Below are 19124 nucleotides of genomic sequence, written 5' to 3' on the forward strand. Positions count from 1 at the left end.
ATGTCGAGTATTATTCAATTACTTCCGGATCACGTTGCCAACCAAATTGCTGCTGGAGAAGTGGTGCAAAGACCTGCTTCAGTTGTAAAAGAATTGTTGGAAAATGCCGTGGATGCAAAAGCTACCGATATTAAATTGATAATTAAAGATGCCGGAAAATCATTAGTTCAAGTAATTGATAATGGTTTAGGAATGAGTGTGACTGATGCGCGTTTGTGCTTTGAGCGTCATGCAACATCCAAAATTCGTCAGGCAGAAGATTTGTTTTCACTGCATACAAAAGGTTTTCGTGGAGAAGCTTTGGCATCTATTGCCGCGATTGCTCACATGGAAATGAAAACCAAACAAGATCAGGAAGAACTTGGCACCCATATTATAATCGAAGGAAGTAAGTTTGTTTCGCAAGAAGTAGCTGTTTTACCAAAAGGAACATCATTTGCAGTCAAAAACTTATTTTTTAATATTCCGGCCCGTCGTAACTTTTTAAAATCTGATACAGTCGAATTTCGCCATGTTATGGATGAGTTTCAGCGAGTGGCTTTGGCGCATCCAAATATTCATTTCACATTTTATCATAACGGCAGTGAAATGTACAATTTGCCTGCAGCCGGATATCGTCAGCGAATTGTTGGAATTATGTCTGGTAAAACCAATGAAAAATTGGTTCCTGTAAACGAAGATACCGAGATTATAAATGTACAGGGATTTGTCTGTAAACCCGAATTTGCTAAGAAAAACAGGGGAGAGCAGTTCTTTTTTGTAAACGATCGTTTCATAAAAAGCGGTTATCTGCATCATGCTGTTATGGCTGCATACGACGGACTTCTTAAAGATGGCAGTCAGCCGAGTTATTTTCTGTACCTGCAAGTACCGCCAAATACAATAGATATTAACATTCATCCGACGAAAACAGAAATTAAGTTTGATGATGAACAAGCTTTGTATGCCATTTTAAGAGCTTCTATAAAACATAGTTTAGGTCAGTTTAATGTAGCACCGGTTTTAGATTTTGACCGCGATGCCAATTTAGACACACCATATCATTATAAAGATCTGGAAGCAGAAACACCTACAATTCAAGTTGATGGAACTTTTAATCCATTTACAGATGATAAAACAAATCAGCATTATTCTAAAGCAAGTTCTGGTTCTGGAAGCAGTTCTGGTTCAGGATCGGGTTCATCTTCGTATTCTGGATATTCTAAAAGAGTCGAACCAACAGCAACTTGGGAAAGTTTATATGTTGGTTTAGAAACTGATACTATCGAAAGTTCTCCTTTTACCTTTGAAAATGAAGAAGTAACATCTTCGTTATTTAATGATGATGAGGTAGAACAAGCGATTCAGAAAACCTATCAAATTCATAAAAAATATATTGTTTCACCTATAAAATCAGGAATGGTAATCGTAGATCAGCAGCGTGCGCACCAGCGTATTCTGTACGAGCAATTTTTGCTGAATATGACCGTAAATCAGGCTTCGAGTCAGCAATTGTTATTTCCGCTGAATTTATTTTATTCGTCAGGCGAAATGGAATTAATCGAAGAGCTGAAAGCATCTTTAGAAACAACAGGTTTTGTTTTTGAAGAAGCACAGACCGATCATATCGTGATTTCCGGAATTCCGGTTAATATCACAGAAAGCGAAGTTTCTCTTGTAATAGAACAATTATTGACGGATCTGCAAGACGGAATTCCAGCGAGCAGTTACAGTCAGAACGATACCATTGCAAAATCGATGGCAAAAAGTTTAGCGGTTAAAACAGGATCTTATTTAACCGAAAAAGAACAAGACAATTTAGTAAACGGATTGTTTGCTTGTAAAGATCCAAATATTTCACCTTTTCAAAAACCTACTTTCATCACCATGCGTGTTGAAGATATAGATAAAAAGTTTGCCTTATGATGAATATGACTCCCGTAGTAAAACAATTACTGATTATTAATATCATCTTTTTTATTGGTTCGCAGCTCGTTCCGGTTTCTTATGATTACCTGGCTATGTTTTTTCCAGAAAATTCAAATTTTGGAATTTGGCAGCCACTAACACATATGTTTATGCATGGAGGAATTATGCACATCGCTTTTAATATGATTGCAATGGTTTCCTTTGGTTCTGCTTTAGAACATTTTTGGGGAGGTAAAAAGTTTTTATTTTTTTACATTTCCTGTGGTTTAGGATCGGCATTATTACATACGGCTGTAAACTATTATTCTTTTCAGGATACAATGAATGTTTTAACAGCAAATGGTTTTCAAAAAGCAGATATCTTAAAACTTTTAGCAGAAGGAAGAATCGATACAAGATGGCAGGATTTAGTTACAGTTTCAAAATTTAATGCTTTTATAGATGCTTATACAGGAACAGTAGTTGGTGCATCTGGCGCTATTTATGGTTTATTAACCGCTTTTGCATTTATGTTTCCAAATGCAGAATTGGCTTTAATGTTTATTCCAATTCCAATAAAAGCAAAGTATTTCGTTCCTGGAATTTTGGCAGTTGATTTATTTTTAGGATTTAAAGGAGGTTCAATTTTTGGAAGCGGCGGAACTGGTATCGCCCATTTCGCGCATATTGGCGGTGCAATCACAGGTTTTTTAATGATGTTATATTGGAAAAAAAATCAATTTAATAACAACCGTTGGAATTAATTTTTAATTTTAAGATCAAATTATAAAACAAAAAAAGCTTTTATGAATATTCTTGATGATTTAAAACTGCAATATAAATTAGGTGGTACTGCAATGCGTGTTATTTACTGGAACATTGCTTGTTTTTTAATATCATTAGTATTCTATAATTTTTCTGATGGAAATTTTAATTTTCCAGACTGGCTGGCTTTATCATCAGATCCTCAGGTTTTTTTATTTAAACCGTGGACGTTTTTAACCTATGCATTTTTTCATGATGGATTTCTGCATTTGTTTTTTAATATGATGGTTTTAAATTTTGCCAGCACTTTGTTTTTAACCTATTTCACTCAGAAGCAATTTTTAGGACTTTATATATTAAGTGCCATTTTTGCAGGAGTTATTTTTGCGCTAAGTTTTTATTTTCTAAATATTTCTGCTCCAATTGTTGGTGCATCGGCAGCTATTATGGCTATTTTGGTCGCTGCAACGACTTATCAGCCTTTAATGACTGTTCGTTTAATGTTTCTGGGCAATGTAAAACTTTGGCATATTACGGCTGTTATTTTGGTTTTAGACCTAATGCAGTTTCGTTTGTCTAATAGTGGCGGACATATCTCGCATTTAGCAGGCGCTTTCTTTGGTTTTGTTTATATTAAATTGCTTCTTAACGGAACAGATTTGAGTATAATAATTTCCAGAATAATTGACTTCTTTGTAAATTTATTCAAAAAATCCCCAACGACCCCATTCACAAAAGTTCATAAGAATTATCAAAAACCTACGCAAAAAACAACATCAAGAATTGTTACAAAAGACAAAACGCAGCAACAGATTGATGAAATTTTAGACAAAATCAGTAAATCTGGTTATGACTGTCTAACAAAAGAAGAAAAAGAGTTTTTATTTAAAGCTGGAAAATAATCCTTTTAGCAAAATAGCATGAAAAACCTTTCGTGGTTTAATAAGATAATGTTCTTTTTGAATATAGTACTTACTGTATTAACCTTTAGTATCTATATTTTACCATTTCTCGCACCTAAAAGCTTTCCACTTTTATCGGTGCTTACGTTGTTTATGCCGGCATTTTTTGTGTTAAATGGTCTGTTCTTTCTCTATTGGGCAATTCAGTTTAAAAAACGTCTTATTTTGTCTGGTTTGGTTTTGCTTACAGGAATTACCTTTATCAGTAAATTTTATAAAATCGCTGGAAAAGAATATGTGCAAGACGAAAAAGATTTCTCTGTAATGAGTTATAATGTACGTCTTTTTAATGTATTTAAATGGCTGGACAGAGACGATATTCCATCCAACATAAAAACTTTTATAGACGAACAAAATCCTGATATTCTATGTATTCAGGAATATTCTAATTCTGCTCATATAGACTTAAAAGTATACCCGCACCGTTATATTTTTATTGATGGAAAACAGATTAAAACCGGACAGGCTATTTTTTCAAAATTTCCTATTCTCTATCAAGGGAATATTATTTTTCCGAAATCAGATAATAATGTAATCTATGCCGATATAAAGCGTGGTAAAGATGTTATTCGTGTGTACAATATGCATTTGCAGTCTATCAAGATTTCTCCTGACGTAAATGAAATATCTGATGATATTGACAATGTAAACCAACGAAAATCACAGCTTATTTACACCCGAATCAGTAAAGGATTTAGACAACAACAGGAGCAGGCAGAGATATTTAAAGAGAATATCAAACAATGCAAAAGTCCTATTATTATTTGCGGTGATATGAATAATAGTCCGTTTTCTTATGTTTACAGAAGTATAAAAGGAAAACTCAAAGATACTTTTGAAGAAGCCGGAGAAGGATTTGGTGCTACCTATAAATTTCGTTATTACCCAGCCAGAATCGATTATATCTTTGCTGACAGCAAAATGAAAGTAAAGGAATTTAAAAGCTTTTCTGATTTTGAAAATTCCGATCATTATCCAATAATGACAAGACTTTCGATAGAATAATGTAATAAGAAATTCCAATTTTTAAAATTGCAAGTTCCAAAAAGGATTATATTAATTTTTGCGACTTTAGATAATCCATTGCAAATTTTCCTTCGTTAAAAAGCAAATCCAAGATACTAAGATTGTTTATAAAGCCATGTTTGTCATCAAAAACCTGCGTGTATTTTTCGAATGAATTAGCGTCCTTCTTTCCATTAACCAAATCCCTGAAATCAGTCATATTAGTTGGTTGGCGAAAGTATTCTTCCGTTTTGCCAAACTCTATTTTCATTCGAAGACATTTAGTTACAACATCAAAAACTTCAAAATTTAGATCCATCAAAAAAGTATGCTGTTTTTCGAAGATAGGCTGAATATCATCTTCAAAAAACTCAAAAAAAGGAGAACTTCTGTAAGCCGCTTCCAATGATTTAAAATGTTGTTTTTGCCAGTCAAATTCATTCTCAATCATTACATCTTTTGTTTTTTGATGAGGAGATTTTGAATGTTTAATGGGGATATTCAATAACTGAATTCCGTTTGGACTATAGATATAAGTTCGGTTTCTATTGGTCTGTTTCTGAAAATTATCTTCCATCTCAAAAGTAATATTTTCAGATTGAGCCATAACTGCAAAGTGGCTGATTGACGGAAAATAGGTTGGAAGTAATAAGGAATTCATGTGTTTTTTGTTTAAAAAGTTTCAGGTTTCAAGTTTCAAGTCCTATGCGAACCTGAAACTTGAAACCTGAAACAAAAGTAACTATTATTTTATTTATGCTTTGTTTTCTTTTCTCTTTCTCCAGAAGAATTCTCCAACAAAGTAAAGTGCAAGAATTATAAGGAAATATTTAAAATAAGATTGTGGTTGTCCTTCACCATCAACTGTAGTGAAAACTCTGCTCCAGCGAATCTTATTTATTCCTTTTCCGTTTGTATCCCAGCTAAGCCAGATAAAAACCGGTTTGCCTACAATGTGGTTTTCAGGAACGTAACCCCAATAACGGCTGTCTTCAGAATTATGACGGTTGTCTCCCATCATCCAATAATAATTTTGTTTGAAGGTATAAGTAGTCGTCGGTTTTCCGTTTATTAGAAATTTAGAACCTTGTAATTCCAAAGTATTTCCTTCGTAATTGGTTATGATCTCTTTATAAAAAGGCAAAGATTCATTGGTAAGCGCAACTGTTTTTCCAGCTTCCGGAATGTAAATCGGGCCGTAATTATCCTGATTCCATTTGTTGATATGAGGGAAAACAGCATTGTCATTTCCTCTCTCAATTTCTCTTTTTACCGCAGTAACTCCGGGAGTATTTTTAATACGTTCTGCGCTGGCTTCTGTTAAAGCTGAAAAATAAAGTGTATCTCTTTTTTCGCTTTTAAAACCTGCACGATCCGTAATATCCAATTCTTTCATTAAAGTTTCGAAATCAATAGGCGTTTTACCGTCTAAAGCAACAGAATAAGAATATTGCGGTTTTGCTCTTTCTGGTAAAACTAATTTTTTCCCGTTAATGAATACAAAACCATCTTTAATAGATAAACTGTCTCCAGGAATACCCACACATCTTTTTACGTAATTTGATTTTTTGTCGATAGGTTTTATAACTCCTGGTCTTCCTTTTGGCTCAAAAAAGTAATGAACGGTGTCTGCAGGCCAGTTGAAAACAACAATATCGGTTCGGTTTATTTTTTCGAAAGCAGGTAATCTAAAATAAGGCAGTTGAGGCCAGCTCAAATACGATTTTTTCTTAGTCATTGGTATCGAATCGTGAACCATTGGCAAGGCAACAGTTGTCATCGGTACGCGAGGACCATAGTTTAATTTGCTCACAAATAGAAAGTCACCAATTAATAATGATTTTTCTAAAGACGAAGTTGGAATTGTATAAGGCTGTACCACATAAGTATGCACTAATGTAGCAACAATTATAGCAAAAAGTAAAGAACTTACAGTATCGGCCGTTTTGTTTTCCGGAGTTAATTTTCTATCGGCATTGTATTCTAATTTCTGCGTATAGTTTACATAATAGATGTAAAACCCTAAAGTAAAAATCCCTAAAAACGTATCTAAAGTAGATTTTTTACCAAACGTGCGTAAAGTTTCTACCCAAACAACAGGAAACATAATTAAGTTAATAATCGGAATAAAAAGCAATAAAGTCCACCAGGTAGGGCGGCTGATAATTTTCATTAAAATTATTGAATTGTATACCGGAATTGCAGCTTCCCAGCTTTTTCTTCCCGCTGCCTGATATAATTTCCAAGTCCCGATAAAGTGGATCACTTGTACAGCTAAGAAAAATACGAACCAAAGATATAGTGTCATAATATTTTGTTTAAAGGTTCAGGTTTAAGGTTTTTCAGATGGAAACCTCAAAATTAATTTATTATTTTAAGTTTAAAACGTCTTTCATGCTGTAGATTCCGTGTTTGCCAGCAAGCCATTCGGCAGCAATAACGGCACCAAGAGCAAAACCTTCGCGGTTGTGAGCAGTGTGTTTAATTTCGATACTGTCAACAACAGAGTTATAGTTTACGGTATGAGTTCCCGGTACTTCTCCAATTCTTTTGGCTTCAATGTGTATTTCGTTTCCTTTCGGTTCATCCATTGTCCAGTTAGCATAATTACTGCTATTTTCGATAACACCTTTTGCTAATGAAATTGCCGTTCCGCTTGGAGCATCTAATTTTTGAGTATGATGAATTTCTTCCATCGTAACATTATAAGAATTAAATGGAGCCATGATTTTAGCCAGATATTCATTCAATCCAAAGAAGATATTTACACCTAAACTAAAATTTGAACTCGAAATAAAACCTCCTTTTTTCTCGTTACAAAATGCAACCATTTCGTCAAAATGCTCTAACCAGCCAGTTGTACCTGAAACTACAGGAACATTGTTGTTAAAACAAGCCGAAATATTGCTTACTGCTGCAGTAGGAACACTAAAATCGATCGCAACATTTGCATCAGAAAGTCCGTCGTAGGTATTAAATTCATCTTTTCTTAAAACAATTTCATGACCTCTTTCCAAAGCAATTCGTTCAATTACTTTACCCATTTTTCCGTATCCTAAAAGCGCAATTTTCATTTTGTATATTTTTTTGAAGTATAAATAGAATGTAAACTCTATTTAAAAGTTGTAATTAAAAGTTAGTCCAACGTTTGGTCTAAATGTTACATCGTTGGGATAGATTTCTGGACGCATCGATAATCTTTCGTTTACGTTGAATTGAATTAAAGCAGCGTCAACGTTAGCATCGATAATGTTTAAGGCATAAAAAGCAACAACAAACAAAGCAGATAAATCTCTGTTTCTTTGATAAAATTTTTGTCCGGCAATAAGTCTGCTTTCATCCAAAAAATTATATTTATCGTCATTATAACCTTCTAAACGACGTTTGTAGGCATCGCGATAATCGTGGTATTTTTTATTATTATCAAGGTAAAAATACAAACTGGTACCAATTGCTCCGTAAACCAACGGAACTTTCCAGTATTTTTTATTGTAAACTTGACCTAAACCTGGCAGGATTGCAGAATAAAAAGCTGCCTTTGCAGGGGTAAGCGGGTCTATTTCTTCTAACTTAGTAGTGTCTTTAGCGACCAAAACCGTCTCTTCTTTTGCCTGGGCAAAAATAGAAACGGTTCCTATAAGAAAGAACAATAAACTTATGGGGACAATTTTATTCACTATCCGTTTATTAATTTTATAATTCTATTAAAGTCAGCCTCAGAATTAAAAGGAATTGTAATTTTTCCTTTTCCGTTGCCTGCTACTTTTATATCAACTTTTGAACCAAAATAATCATTGAAAGAATGTTTTTGTGTTTCTCTAACCACAAATCCGGCATCTGCTTTAGGTTTTCCTTCTGCTTTTGCTGTGTTACCTTCGTGATAATTTTTTACCAACGCTTCAGTTTCACGTACAGATAAATTCTGGCTTACAATTTTTTGGTAAATATCGGTTTGGATATCTAAATCCTCAATATTGATAATCGCTCTTCCGTGTCCCATGCTGATAAAACCGTCACGAATACCCGTTTGAATAATCGGATCCAGTTTTAAAAGACGTAAATAATTGGCAATTGTAGAACGTTTTTTTCCAACTCGTTCGCTCATTTGTTCTTGTGTCAATTGAATTTCATCAATTAAACGCTGATACGAAAGTGCGATCTCGATTGGATCTAAATCATGACGCTGGATGTTTTCAACCAAAGCCATAACCAACGATTCGTTATCATTGGCAATACGTATGTACGCAGGAACGTGCGTTAATCCAACTAAAGTAGAAGCGCGTAAACGACGTTCTCCAGAAATTAATTGGTATTTGTTGAATTCTAATTTACGAACAGTAATAGGCTGGATCACACCAAGTTCTTTTATCGAAGTTGCTAATTCTCTTAGCGATTCTTCATTAAAATTACTTCTTGGCTGAAACGGATTTATTTCGATAGCACTTATTTCAAGCTCAATAATATTTCCAACAACCTTGTCAGCATTTTTGTCTTCTACTGATGTGATGTCGTTTTCCGGATCTTTTAATAATGCTGATAATCCTCTTCCTAAGGCTTGTTTTTTAATTGCTTTTGTCATAAAAACTATTTACTGTTTTTCTTTATAATTTCTTGAGCTAAATTGATATAATTAACTGCTCCTTTGCTAGTTGCGTCATAGTTAATGATGCTTTCACCAAAACTTGGAGCTTCGCTCAATTTTACATTTCGCTGAATTACGGTATCAAAAACCATATCGTTAAAGTGTTTTTGAACCTCTTCTACAACCTGATTTGATAAACGTAATCTAGAATCATACATAGTAAGTAACAATCCTTCGATATCAAGATCCGGGTTGTGTATTTTTTGAATACTTTTTATCGTGTTCAATAATTTCCCTAATCCTTCAAGTGCAAAATATTCACACTGAATAGGAATAACTACAGAATCCGCCGCAGTTAAAGCATTTAAGGTTAACAAACCTAAAGAAGGTGCGCAGTCGATGATGATAAAATCATACTCTTCTTTTGCTTCTTCCAATGCTTTTTTAAGCATGTACTCACGATTTTCTTTATCAACCAATTCGATTTCAATGGCAACAAGGTCAATGTGTGCAGGTATCACATCAACATTTGGAGCTGAACATTTGATAATTGTTTCCTTTGGTGTATGACTGTGTTCAAGTATCTGGTAAGTACCAATTTCTACAGACTCCACATCAATCCCAAGACCAGATGTAGCATTAGCCTGAGGATCAGCATCGATCAGTAATACTTTTTTTTCTAAAACACCTAATGAGGCTGCAAGATTTACAGATGTTGTAGTCTTTCCAACGCCTCCTTTTTGATTAGCAATCGCAATGATTTTGCCCATTTATTTTCTGAATTTTGAACCGTAAAAATACAATTATTTATGGTTTCTGAAAATCTATTTTGTTAACATTTGATAAACCACGGTTATTCGTTGTTTGGTGCGTGTTTCAAAGATTTCGATTTGGGTTATAAAGAAAAACAGTAACGAAATTTCTCGCTATTTATTTCTTTTTTTGCATCAAAAATGATCAAAATCAAAATTTGAATTTTCAGAAGTGTACTAAATGTTAAATTGAATTTAGTTTTGCTTTTTTAGATCTTTTACCAAACTTGCCGTAAAGAATAAAATCGTAACGGCGCCAACAATAATGCAAACCCACATAAACCAGGATTGCTGCCAGAACGATTTGCCTTCAACGCTACTTTTAACTTCTGTTTTGTGCTGCACATCATAAATATTGATTTGCGGTAAAACTGTTCCGATCTTATTTTTGAAATTAGAAAGATCGTAATCTGGCTGTATTGAATTTTTATTGCCGGTTTTTAAAGTATAACTTTCACCAGCATCCAGATCGGCAATAATTGAAATTGGTTTTTGATTGAATTTTACAGCAGCAATCGTCAATGGGAGATTGTCCTGATTTTCAATTTTTATAAAAATTTCTTTCTCGAATATTTCCGGAATCGTAAAGCTGTTTTTTACGTTAGAGTTCAATTCAAAAGAAGCAATTTCTTCCTCATAAACTTGAGATTTTCTTTTTATTTCTCGTGTTGTTTTCTTGTAAAGAACAACTTGACGATTGTAATAAGTTGGTTTTGAAACTTCAAAAACAATCTGATTTATTATTTGCGGCGCATCAAAAAGAATATGAATCTGCGTTTCTTTTTTTGATGGAATTTCTGTTGTTGCAGATTTTTTCGGAACAATTAAATCAAGACTTTGTGTTTGGATGCTTGTGGTGAAATTCCCAACTTTCAAAATATTGATAGGAAGTGTTTTCTTGTCGTCAAAATCTATTTTTAAATATTTATAAGTACTTAAAGGATAGGAAATAGTCTTTACAACACTTGCTTCTGAAGCGCTATTTAAATCGTATAAAGATTGCGAATCGGAAATTCCGAACCATTCCTTTTGATCGTCGCTTCCCGAAATCGAGTATTTTTTTACAGCATCAGAATTAGCAATAAAAAGCGAAAGCTGTTTGTTGTTTTTAGTCGATGGAACTTCAATTATTATAGAAGTACTTTTTTTAGGTTCAACTTTTTTTGAAATTATTGGGTATTCCGTAAAACTATCCGAAGAAATAGTAGTGCTGTTTTGAATGAAATACGGAATTTCGTTTCCTTTAGAATTAAATATTCTAATATCACTTAAATCCTGTTTTGAAAAAGACCTGATTTCTGGTGATAATCTAATTTCATGAAAACCATTCTGAGCAACTCCTTTTAGTTTTCCAGTGGTTTGAAACTGACCAAAAGAAATATTGGCCAGTAATAGTAATAGTATAAAATTATTCAGTTTCATTTGTTTTTTCGGGCTTGTTTTCGTCTATAACTAAGACTTTAATTTTTTGGTATACGAAAGAAATAATCAGGATCAGGATTCCTAAAAGAATGAAAGAGATTATTTTTCCGGTTTCAGAAATGTTGCTGATATCGTATAGAAATAATTTTGCAATCGTTAATCCGAGTAAAGTCAAAGCAATAATTCGCAATGCTTTAGTTTGTTTTTTTATTCCGATAATCAAGAATACAAAAGCTAAAATTCCCCAAAGAACAGGAAAACCAGTTTTGATTATTTTGATTCTCGCTACTTCCATAGTATCAGATGCTAAAGTCTGACGAATGTAACCCGGATCCAGTTTTTCAAGCTTAAACATATCACTTGCGTGAATCTGGGCAACGGTTGTTGGTGAATTTAATAATTTAACCCCGTGAAGCATTAATTCTGCACTGGCGATATATATAACAATAAATGCCCCGATCCAGATAAAGCTTTTTTTAGAAAACATAGAAAAAGCAGCTTTTCCTGAATTGACTTTATAAAGCAAATAAGCAAAATAAATTATAAGCAGTAATTGAATATAATGAAGATAAAATGCAATTGGCTCGTCTTTACCGAAAATTAAAATGTCTTCGGTTTCTTTAAATGGATAGCGAATAAACCAAAATGCAAATAAAATTATATTGGTAATTGAAATTAATACTGTTGCCTGATATCCGGTTTCGGTTTTCTTTTTTATTAAATAACTTGCCAATAAAGCAAAGAATATTAAGTGATATAAAACTGGTAGAGAAGCTGCCGAGTTGGCATTTACTATTGTAACATTAGATTGATACGTTACTTCAAATATTCCGACTAAATATAAAATTACAAACCCTAATTCTAAAATAAAGGTTTTATATTTTTCAGGATTAAATCTTAAACCAAAAAGTACGACAATTTCGTGTTCGTTCTTTAATAAATACCAAACACCAAATAAAGATATTACGGCAAATAATCCGGTTGTAAATATTGGATTTAGAATAATATTTAAAACAGCATCGCCATTATAATATTTATTCCAATCCATTATAAGACTGATTATCATTAAACCATGCACAATTACAGATCCAAAACGATAACTGCTGATTTTTGATTTCTGCGAAAGCCATAATAATAAAACAGCTTCTGCAGCCCAGAATAAAGTAATGTAATTGCCTTCAAACTGAATTGGAACGGCAAGCGTAACAAAAGTCAGCGTTAAACCAATAAGCAGATAAACCGCTCTTTTGTCCAAACCGAATTTTTTGTATAAAAACCAGGCGTAAATTAAATTAAGCAATGCAATCGAAGTGGTAAATAATCCTCTCAATTCAGGATGATAATCATGTAAAATTGCCATTCCCGCTGCATAAAACAAAAAGGTATTGCTGGCCAAAATGGTTAATTGTGCAACAGAAAATTCTCCTTTTGTTCTTATATTGTTGATGATATTCATCAAAATAAAAATAAAATAGAAAACAAAACCGAAGATTAATGCTCCAAAATAATGTGGTTTTTCGTTTTGTAGTTCCTGCGAAAGCCAGCCTCCGTACAATAAAACGGTAAAAACATAAGAAAGAATGTTAACCAGATTCCATTTTTTATAATAAGCCAAAGCTAAAATCCCAACATTCAGAATACTGATATAAGTAAACAAAATAACATAATTTCCTTCGCCGGTGCTTACCATAAAAGGAACAGCAAATCCTCCGATTAAAGAAAGTACTGCCAATTCTATTCTGTCGTAAGATAAGGATATCAGAGCACTAAAAGCTGTAATAACGACCATGATGCTGAAAGCAACAGTTTGGTTGAATAGGTGATAATCATGAAATGCAATTCCGATTGTGAAATAGAAAATGGCAATGGCGCCCGCGACAATTACAGAACTAAAAGCGACATAACTTTTACGCAGTTTATGTGCAATTCCCATAACAAGTGCGCCACATAAAACTCCGATTCCAACACGAGCAGGTTCGTTTATCCAGTCTTTATCAATCGCATATTTTACAAAATAGCTGATTCCTAAAACCAGAATTAAAACCCCAATTTTATTGATTAGATTTTCTCCAATGAATTTTTCTAAATCCGGATTTTGTTCTTTGAAGTTTTCCCAAAATGATTTTTCGGGAACAGGAGCAACGTATGGTTTTGATTCTACTTTTGGTGTTACAGGCTGTGGACCTTTATCGGTATCCATAGCAAAAACGGTTCTTTCTGTTTTTACTTCTGGAATTTCTTCTTTTATTGGTGGAACAGGAACTTTTACAGTTTCCTGAGGTTTCTCAACCTTAATTTCTTCTTTCGGAAGTATAACCGGTGGAGGTGCTGTAGGTTTTTCAACAACTTTTTCAGAAACTTTCTCAGTAGTTTTTAGGTTATCTAATTTTTTACTAAGCTTTTGAATGTCGTTTTCCAGAATATCAAAACGGCTTTTGATCGTATTGATAATGTAAATTAAAAAACAAAATAACAGAACTATAAGGAATACTTCCATAGGGAATAAGTATGATGTTAATGAATGGTAAATATAATAACATTTTAATATGATGGAAGTTTTTTAAGCTTTTTTCGTGTTAAGGAAAATAATAGGATATGAAATGAGGATAAGAACAATAGATGTGTGGTCTGTATTCAATAATTCACTCTAAAAAATAAAAATGTTCATATTTTTCAAATTGTTTTGGATAAGCAAAAAATAGTTATATATTTGCACCCGCTTACGGGGTGTAGCGTAGCCCGGTTATCGCGCCTGCTTTGGGAGCAGGAGGCCGCAGGTTCGAATCCTGCCACCCCGACGAAAATCCTTTCTGTATGTATTTGCAGAAAGGATTTTTCATTTCTGCTATATTTGAAATTGTCTATTTTAGAATAGCAAAAACTGATTATTCGTGGACTTAAATCCAACAATAAAAACTTACTTTTGCACCATCAATTATTAATGTAAACATATTATGTCAGATACAATCGAAAAAATTAAATGCCTTATTATAGGTTCTGGCCCTGCAGGTTATACTGCTGCTATTTATGCTGCCAGAGCTAACATGAATCCAGTATTATACCAAGGAATGCAGCCAGGTGGTCAGTTGACTACTACAAATGAGGTTGAAAATTTTCCTGGTTATGTTGATGGCGTTACCGGACCAGAAATGATGATTCAGTTACAAGACCAGGCAAAACGTTTTGGTGCTGATATTCGTGATGGCTGGGCAACTAAAGTTGATTTTTCTGGAGATATTCATAAAGTTTGGATTAACGATTCAATCGAGTTACACGCTGAAACTGTTATTATTTCTACAGGAGCATCTGCTAAATATTTAGGATTACCATCAGAGCAGCATTATTTAAATATGGGAGGCGGCGTTTCTGCTTGTGCCGTTTGCGACGGATTTTTCTACCGCAACCAAGAAGTTGTAATTGTTGGAGCAGGAGATTCTGCTTGTGAAGAAGCACATTACTTGTCTAAACTTTGTAAAAAAGTTACGATGTTAGTAAGAAGCGAAAAATTCAGAGCTTCAAAAATTATGGAAGAGCGCGTTCGCAAAACCGAAAATATCGAGATTTTAATGAATCACGATACTCTTGAAGTTGTTGGAGATAACCAAGTTGTACATGCTATTAAAGCATTAAACAAAACTACTGGAGAAACTATCGAAATTCCTGCAACAGGATTTTTCGTAGCAATTGGTCATAAACCAAACACAGATATCTTTAAAGATTATATTACACTAGACGAAACTGGTTATATCGTAAATACTCCGGGAACATCTAATACAAATGTAGCAGGCGTTTTCGTTGCAGGAGATGCAGCAGATCATGTGTACCGTCAGGCAATTACTGCTGCAGGTACAGGATGTATGGCTGCTTTGGACGCTGAAAGATATTTAGCTTCTAAAGAGTAAATTTTTGTTTCAGGTTTTTCTTGTTTCAGGTTAATCTGAAGTTTATATAAACAAAAAGTCCCGTTCGTTTGAACGGGACTTTTTGTTTTAATCTCGCAAAGTCGCAGAGTCGCAAAGTTTTTACGAATTGTTTTGTCATTTCGACTGAAAGGAGAAATCGCACGCTTAACCACAAAGATTGAGACTTTCCTTTGTAGAATCCCGTGTGCGATTTCTCCTTTCAGTCGAAATGACATAAAAATCATTTTAATCCTTAAAATCTGTGGCTAAACTTTTGATAAACTTTGCAGAGTTTCTTGCGGAGATTTCTCCTTCGTCGAAATGACAAACAAACTAAAAAACTCAGCGTCTCAGTAGCTTAGAACCTTAGAACCTTAGCACCTCAGCATCTTAGCACCTTACTTAATCTTCTTAAACAATTTTGCTTCTTCAGAAAAACGTGTAAGTTGTATTGCTGGAGTTCCTAAAAGGGTAAGTTCTGATTTATCACTTGCTGCAATCGAAATTGTAGTTTCAGCTAATATTGTTCCTACGGAAGAAGCTTCGGCTGTAACATTAGAATCTTTTAAAGTGAATTTAGGTCCGTTAAAAACAGAATTGTTATCTAAACGAATTGTAGCTTTTTCTGCAATACCTTCAATTGTTGCAACTCCTTTTTGATATAAATCACATTTGAATTTTACATTAGAAACTAATGCTTTTATAGACGAATTTTTACTCAATTGTAAATTTCCCTCTTCTCCTTTTAGATTCAGTTCCGTTTTAGATTTATCATCAGCATATAGACTGAATTTTTTAGAATTTACATTCAGAAATAATTTAGAATAATCAAAACTGTTAAAGCTAATATTGTCTAACTGAAGTTCCTGAATTGCATAAACAACAGCTTCATTTTTGGCAATTACTTTATTGAATGATTTAGTATAAGTAACACGAACGACTAATTTTTTGAATATAGTAGATTCTTTAGAGGTATATAAACGAAGTGTTTTTTCTCTTAAATCCATTGCGATAATATCGTGAAGATTGTCATCGGCTTCAATTTTAATTTCGTTTTTTTCTCCTTGTTCCAAATAAACTTCTAAGTTATCATCGACTTCAAGAGCATCAAAACTTCCTACTTCTTTTATCGAAGTAGTTACTACTTTAGAACCTTTAATTTTTTCTCTTCTTTGAGCAAAGGTTAATGTAGTCACTAATAATAATAGGATCAGGGCTGTACTTTTTTTCATTAATTCTAGATTTGATTTTGACAAATATAAAAAAATCATCCACTTTTGATGAATGATTTTCTTTATATTTAACAGTTAAATGTTATTACCTGTGGCTGATGCTTCCTCCAGAACTAGAATGTCTATCAATACTTTTAGGTTCAATATCGTAATTAATGCTTCCGCCGCTGCTGGCTTCTGCTTTCAGGCTTACAATAGGATGTACGTTTACTGTTGCTCCGCTCGAAGCTTCGGCATGAACCTCGTTTGCAAATAATTTTTCAGCATTTATACTAGAACCGCTAGAACCAGAAGTTTTGATTTTTAATGCTTTTCCTTCCAGATTAATAGAACTGCCGCTTCCGGAATCACAAGAAATATTATCAGATTCAATGTTAAGGTTCATAGTTGCAGCGCTGGAAGTTTCCAGAGTGATATCTTCTCCGGTTATTGTATTGCTACCATTTACGGTAGAAGCGCTAGATGCTTCAAGCTTAGTGATTTTAGGCATTTTGACCTTAACTTTTTTCATTGTTACATTATGAAAAGAACTGAATTTACAGCTAATATATAATGTACCGTTTTCTACTTTTGTTATAATTTCTTTCTGTAGATTATCGTCGGCTTCAACAATAACTTCAGTAGCATCAGCTTGTTCAATTTCTAAATCGATCGCATTACTAACAGCAACTTTTTGAAAGTCACCGTGTACAATTCTTTTTTCTGTAGTAACATGACCACTTCCCTCTACAGAGTTGACGTTAAAGTTACAAGAGGCAAACAATAATGCGGTAATAGTCGCAATAATGAATTTTGTAATATGAATGATTATTTTTATCATGGCTTTAGTTAATTTTGATTATAACTCCGTTTTTGTCAGTGGTTAGCTTTCCTTTGGTTTTTTTGCCGTTTAAAACTTCTTTTCCATTTATTTTAATAGAAACCTCGTTTACAGAATCATTTTGAATAACGTGTTCTTCTTGGTCCATATCATTATCATTGTAATCATCTTCGTCAGCAGGACAGTTTAAACATTTAATTTTAGAACCTTCTACTTTATAATTGTAGTCACCGCTAAAGTGTAAGTTGAAGAAATCATTTTCAGAATCATCATAATCCTGAACAGATCCGTCTGGTTTAAACAATTGTCCTTCTGGTAAGTACAAATATACATCAACTTCTTGTCCTCTAAATTTGTTTTTTACATCTGTCAGAAAATAATTATCCAAAATTAAATGATTTCCGTTGATCTGCAATTTGTAATCAATTTTTTCAGCTCTCTTTTTAGCACTTGTAAAAGAATTTCCTCTTGCGCTTTTTTCGATTTGAATGTACGGAGCACTTTGATCTGTATGCAGAACATGAAGGCGCACATCATTAGAATACATCAATTGGTTGTTGGCAGAATCCTGAACAAATTCAAAATCGCTGTGGTGATTTAAATCTTTAGCGTAATAATCGTTGTATCTGAATTTTACGTAAAGCGTATCTTTTGCATTGATGTTAATTGCTTTTTTCTCAACCGTTTTATTGTCATAAGAAATCTCCGTTGCTTGTTTAATTCCAATGCTAATTGCTATGGCTACAGCGATAATCCAGATGGCTAACAAAGTATATTTTGTGATATTTCCGATTGACTTTAAGTTTGGAGACAATAATTTGAATCCTAAAAGTGTCATGAAGAAAAACGGAATTCCAACAGCAAACAACATTAATAAACCAAATGACCAGATTGGATATTCTGTAAAGTTTCCGGCTTCAACAAAGTTCTGCCAAGGAAAATCAATAAAAATATTAGTTCCTAAAGTAAAAACTCCGATTAAAAGCATCACTAAAATGCTAAGTCCTGACATGATTAGAATTACTCCTAAAAATTTAGCAAAAACTTTAAAAACCGTCATAATAAAGTCTCCAAATGAACTACTTATTCTCTCAGCTCCCGACTTTACCTGATTTCCCATTGCGTCATAATCTGCATTTTTAAATTTATCAGACAATGATTCAATTTCTTCACGAACCTTTTTTTCAATGTTCGAAATAGTTACCGGCTCTCCCGTCATTTCTAGTTTCTCAGAAGTTGTAATTGCTTCTGGAGTAACAATCCAAAGAACGAAATACGCTAAGATTCCAGTTCCGAAACCTGCAAAAACAAATATCAAGAACAAAATTTTAATCCAGACAGCGTCAATTCCAAAATAATGACCTAAACCTGTTGCCACACCGCCAATCATTCCTTTTTCTTTATCGCGATACAGTTTTTTATGTTTTCTGTTCGAATAATCATTAAAAGATTGATTTGGTTTTTCTTCATCCTCAAGGATATAATCTTCTGGCTGACCCATAACAACAATCACCTCATCAACGTCTTTCAATCCCACAACATGTTTCTCGCTTTTTTGTTTTTCTGTTAATAATTCAGAAACACGCATTTCGATATCTTTAATAATTTCATCTTGTCCAGACGAATTGTTAAGTGATCGTTTTATGGCGTCAAAATAACGAGTTAGTTTTAAATACGCATCTTCATCAATGTGAAAAGACATACCTCCTAAGTTAATATTTACTGTTTTGTTCAT

The 19124-nt window shown here is 33.5% G+C and carries 16 protein-coding genes and 1 tRNA gene; 6 read left to right on the top strand and 11 right to left on the bottom strand.

Features of this window, described 5'->3' with window-relative positions; translation table 11 throughout:
- Genes mutL through EV144_RS18520 form a run of 4 tightly spaced genes read left to right on the top strand, consistent with a single transcriptional unit; the run spans window position 1 to window position 4619 of the window.
- Window positions 1–1905: a DNA mismatch repair endonuclease MutL gene (gene mutL, locus EV144_RS18505; protein ID WP_134150637.1), complete on the top strand. Its 1905-nt coding sequence runs from the start codon at window positions 1–3 to the stop codon at window positions 1903–1905.
- Window positions 1902–2651, top strand: a complete 750-nt coding sequence (locus EV144_RS18510; protein ID WP_134150638.1) for a rhomboid family intramembrane serine protease — start codon at window positions 1902–1904, stop codon at window positions 2649–2651. Before mutL ends, EV144_RS18510 begins: the two co-directional genes overlap by 4 nt.
- 42 nt (window positions 2652–2693) lie before the next feature.
- Window positions 2694–3554: a rhomboid family protein gene (locus EV144_RS18515; protein ID WP_134150639.1), complete on the top strand. Its 861-nt coding sequence runs from the start codon at window positions 2694–2696 to the stop codon at window positions 3552–3554.
- An 18-nt stretch (window positions 3555–3572) separates the two neighbouring features.
- Window positions 3573–4619 carry an endonuclease/exonuclease/phosphatase family protein gene (locus tag EV144_RS18520; protein WP_166670603.1) on the top strand — a complete coding sequence of 349 codons (1047 nt, stop codon included), beginning with the start codon at window positions 3573–3575 and terminating at the stop codon, window positions 4617–4619.
- A gap of 46 nt (window positions 4620–4665) precedes the next feature.
- Here the strand turns inward: EV144_RS18520 and EV144_RS18525 are convergent, their stop codons facing one another.
- From EV144_RS18525 to EV144_RS18560, 8 genes are all read right to left on the bottom strand, one after another.
- On the bottom strand, window positions 4666–5280 hold the full coding sequence (locus EV144_RS18525; protein ID WP_134150640.1) for a WbqC family protein: 615 nt from the start codon (window positions 5278–5280) through the stop codon (window positions 4666–4668).
- 93 nt (window positions 5281–5373) lie between these two features.
- A complete protein-coding gene (lepB, locus tag EV144_RS18530) occupies window positions 5374–6927 on the bottom strand; it encodes a signal peptidase I (protein WP_134150641.1) in 1554 nt (517 codons plus the stop codon).
- Between the two features lie 61 nt (window positions 6928–6988).
- Window positions 6989–7693, bottom strand: a complete 705-nt coding sequence (dapB, locus tag EV144_RS18535) for a 4-hydroxy-tetrahydrodipicolinate reductase (RefSeq protein ID WP_134150642.1) — start codon at window positions 7691–7693, stop codon at window positions 6989–6991.
- Between the two features lie 42 nt (window positions 7694–7735).
- Window positions 7736–8296 carry a DUF5683 domain-containing protein gene (locus EV144_RS18540; protein ID WP_134150643.1) on the bottom strand — a complete coding sequence of 187 codons (561 nt, stop codon included), beginning with the start codon at window positions 8294–8296 and terminating at the stop codon, window positions 7736–7738.
- Window positions 8296–9198, bottom strand: a complete 903-nt coding sequence (locus EV144_RS18545) for a ParB/RepB/Spo0J family partition protein (RefSeq protein WP_134150644.1) — start codon at window positions 9196–9198, stop codon at window positions 8296–8298. The genes EV144_RS18540 and EV144_RS18545 overlap by 1 nt, the downstream gene beginning before the upstream one ends.
- Before the next feature lie 5 nt (window positions 9199–9203).
- Entirely contained in the window at window positions 9204–9971 is a 768-nt protein-coding gene (locus EV144_RS18550) for a ParA family protein (protein ID WP_134150645.1), read from the bottom strand.
- A 237-nt stretch (window positions 9972–10208) separates the two neighbouring features.
- Window positions 10209–11435 (bottom strand): hypothetical protein, encoded by a 1227-nt coding sequence (locus tag EV144_RS18555; RefSeq protein ID WP_134150646.1) that lies wholly within the window; start codon window positions 11433–11435, stop codon window positions 10209–10211.
- Window positions 11422–13932: a DUF2339 domain-containing protein gene (locus EV144_RS18560; protein ID WP_134150647.1), complete on the bottom strand. Its 2511-nt coding sequence runs from the start codon at window positions 13930–13932 to the stop codon at window positions 11422–11424. Before EV144_RS18560 ends, EV144_RS18555 begins: the two co-directional genes overlap by 14 nt.
- A 226-nt stretch (window positions 13933–14158) precedes the next feature.
- On the opposite strand from EV144_RS18560, the gene EV144_RS18565 reads away from it, so the two are divergent.
- A tRNA-Pro gene (locus EV144_RS18565) sits at window positions 14159–14233 on the top strand.
- Window positions 14234–14389: 156 nt separating this feature from the next.
- Window positions 14390–15337 (top strand): thioredoxin-disulfide reductase, encoded by a 948-nt coding sequence (gene trxB / locus EV144_RS18570; RefSeq protein WP_134150648.1) that lies wholly within the window; start codon window positions 14390–14392, stop codon window positions 15335–15337.
- Window positions 15338–15735: 398 nt separating this feature from the next.
- Here the strand turns inward: trxB and EV144_RS18575 are convergent, their stop codons facing one another.
- From EV144_RS18575 to EV144_RS18585, 3 genes are all read right to left on the bottom strand, one after another.
- A complete protein-coding gene (locus EV144_RS18575; RefSeq protein WP_243854705.1) occupies window positions 15736–16569 on the bottom strand; it encodes a GIN domain-containing protein in 834 nt (277 codons plus the stop codon).
- 85 nt (window positions 16570–16654) lie between these two features.
- Window positions 16655–17389 (bottom strand): head GIN domain-containing protein, encoded by a 735-nt coding sequence (locus EV144_RS18580; protein WP_134150650.1) that lies wholly within the window; start codon window positions 17387–17389, stop codon window positions 16655–16657.
- A gap of 4 nt (window positions 17390–17393) precedes the next feature.
- Entirely contained in the window at window positions 17394–19124 is a 1731-nt protein-coding gene (locus EV144_RS18585; protein ID WP_134150651.1) for a PspC domain-containing protein, read from the bottom strand.

Origin of the sequence: Flavobacterium sp. 270 (genome assembly GCF_004368785.1) — a bacterium.
Lineage (GTDB): Bacteria > Bacteroidota > Bacteroidia > Flavobacteriales > Flavobacteriaceae > Flavobacterium.

Excerpts from the sequence above, each read along its gene's own strand:
- EV144_RS18580 (WP_134150650.1), bottom strand. The coding sequence starts at position 17,389 with ATGATAAAAATAATCATTCATATTACAAAATTCATTATTGCGACTATT.
- EV144_RS18545 (WP_134150644.1), bottom strand. The coding sequence starts at position 9,198 with ATGACAAAAGCAATTAAAAAACAAGCCTTAGGAAGAGGATTATCAGCA.
- EV144_RS18560 (WP_134150647.1), bottom strand. The coding sequence starts at position 13,932 with ATGGAAGTATTCCTTATAGTTCTGTTATTTTGTTTTTTAATTTACATT.
- dapB (WP_134150642.1), bottom strand. The coding sequence starts at position 7,693 with ATGAAAATTGCGCTTTTAGGATACGGAAAAATGGGTAAAGTAATTGAA.
- EV144_RS18515 (WP_134150639.1), top strand. The coding sequence starts at position 2,694 with ATGAATATTCTTGATGATTTAAAACTGCAATATAAATTAGGTGGTACT.
- trxB (WP_134150648.1), top strand. The coding sequence starts at position 14,390 with ATGTCAGATACAATCGAAAAAATTAAATGCCTTATTATAGGTTCTGGC.
- EV144_RS18585 (WP_134150651.1), bottom strand. The coding sequence starts at position 19,124 with ATGAACAAAACAGTAAATATTAACTTAGGAGGTATGTCTTTTCACATT.
- EV144_RS18525 (WP_134150640.1), bottom strand. The coding sequence starts at position 5,280 with ATGAATTCCTTATTACTTCCAACCTATTTTCCGTCAATCAGCCACTTT.
- lepB (WP_134150641.1), bottom strand. The coding sequence starts at position 6,927 with ATGACACTATATCTTTGGTTCGTATTTTTCTTAGCTGTACAAGTGATC.
- EV144_RS18550 (WP_134150645.1), bottom strand. The coding sequence starts at position 9,971 with ATGGGCAAAATCATTGCGATTGCTAATCAAAAAGGAGGCGTTGGAAAG.
- EV144_RS18510 (WP_134150638.1), top strand. The coding sequence starts at position 1,902 with ATGATGAATATGACTCCCGTAGTAAAACAATTACTGATTATTAATATC.
- mutL (WP_134150637.1), top strand. The coding sequence starts at position 1 with ATGTCGAGTATTATTCAATTACTTCCGGATCACGTTGCCAACCAAATT.
- EV144_RS18555 (WP_134150646.1), bottom strand. The coding sequence starts at position 11,435 with ATGAAACTGAATAATTTTATACTATTACTATTACTGGCCAATATTTCT.
- EV144_RS18520 (WP_166670603.1), top strand. The coding sequence starts at position 3,573 with ATGAAAAACCTTTCGTGGTTTAATAAGATAATGTTCTTTTTGAATATA.
- EV144_RS18575 (WP_243854705.1), bottom strand. The coding sequence starts at position 16,569 with ATGAAAAAAAGTACAGCCCTGATCCTATTATTATTAGTGACTACATTA.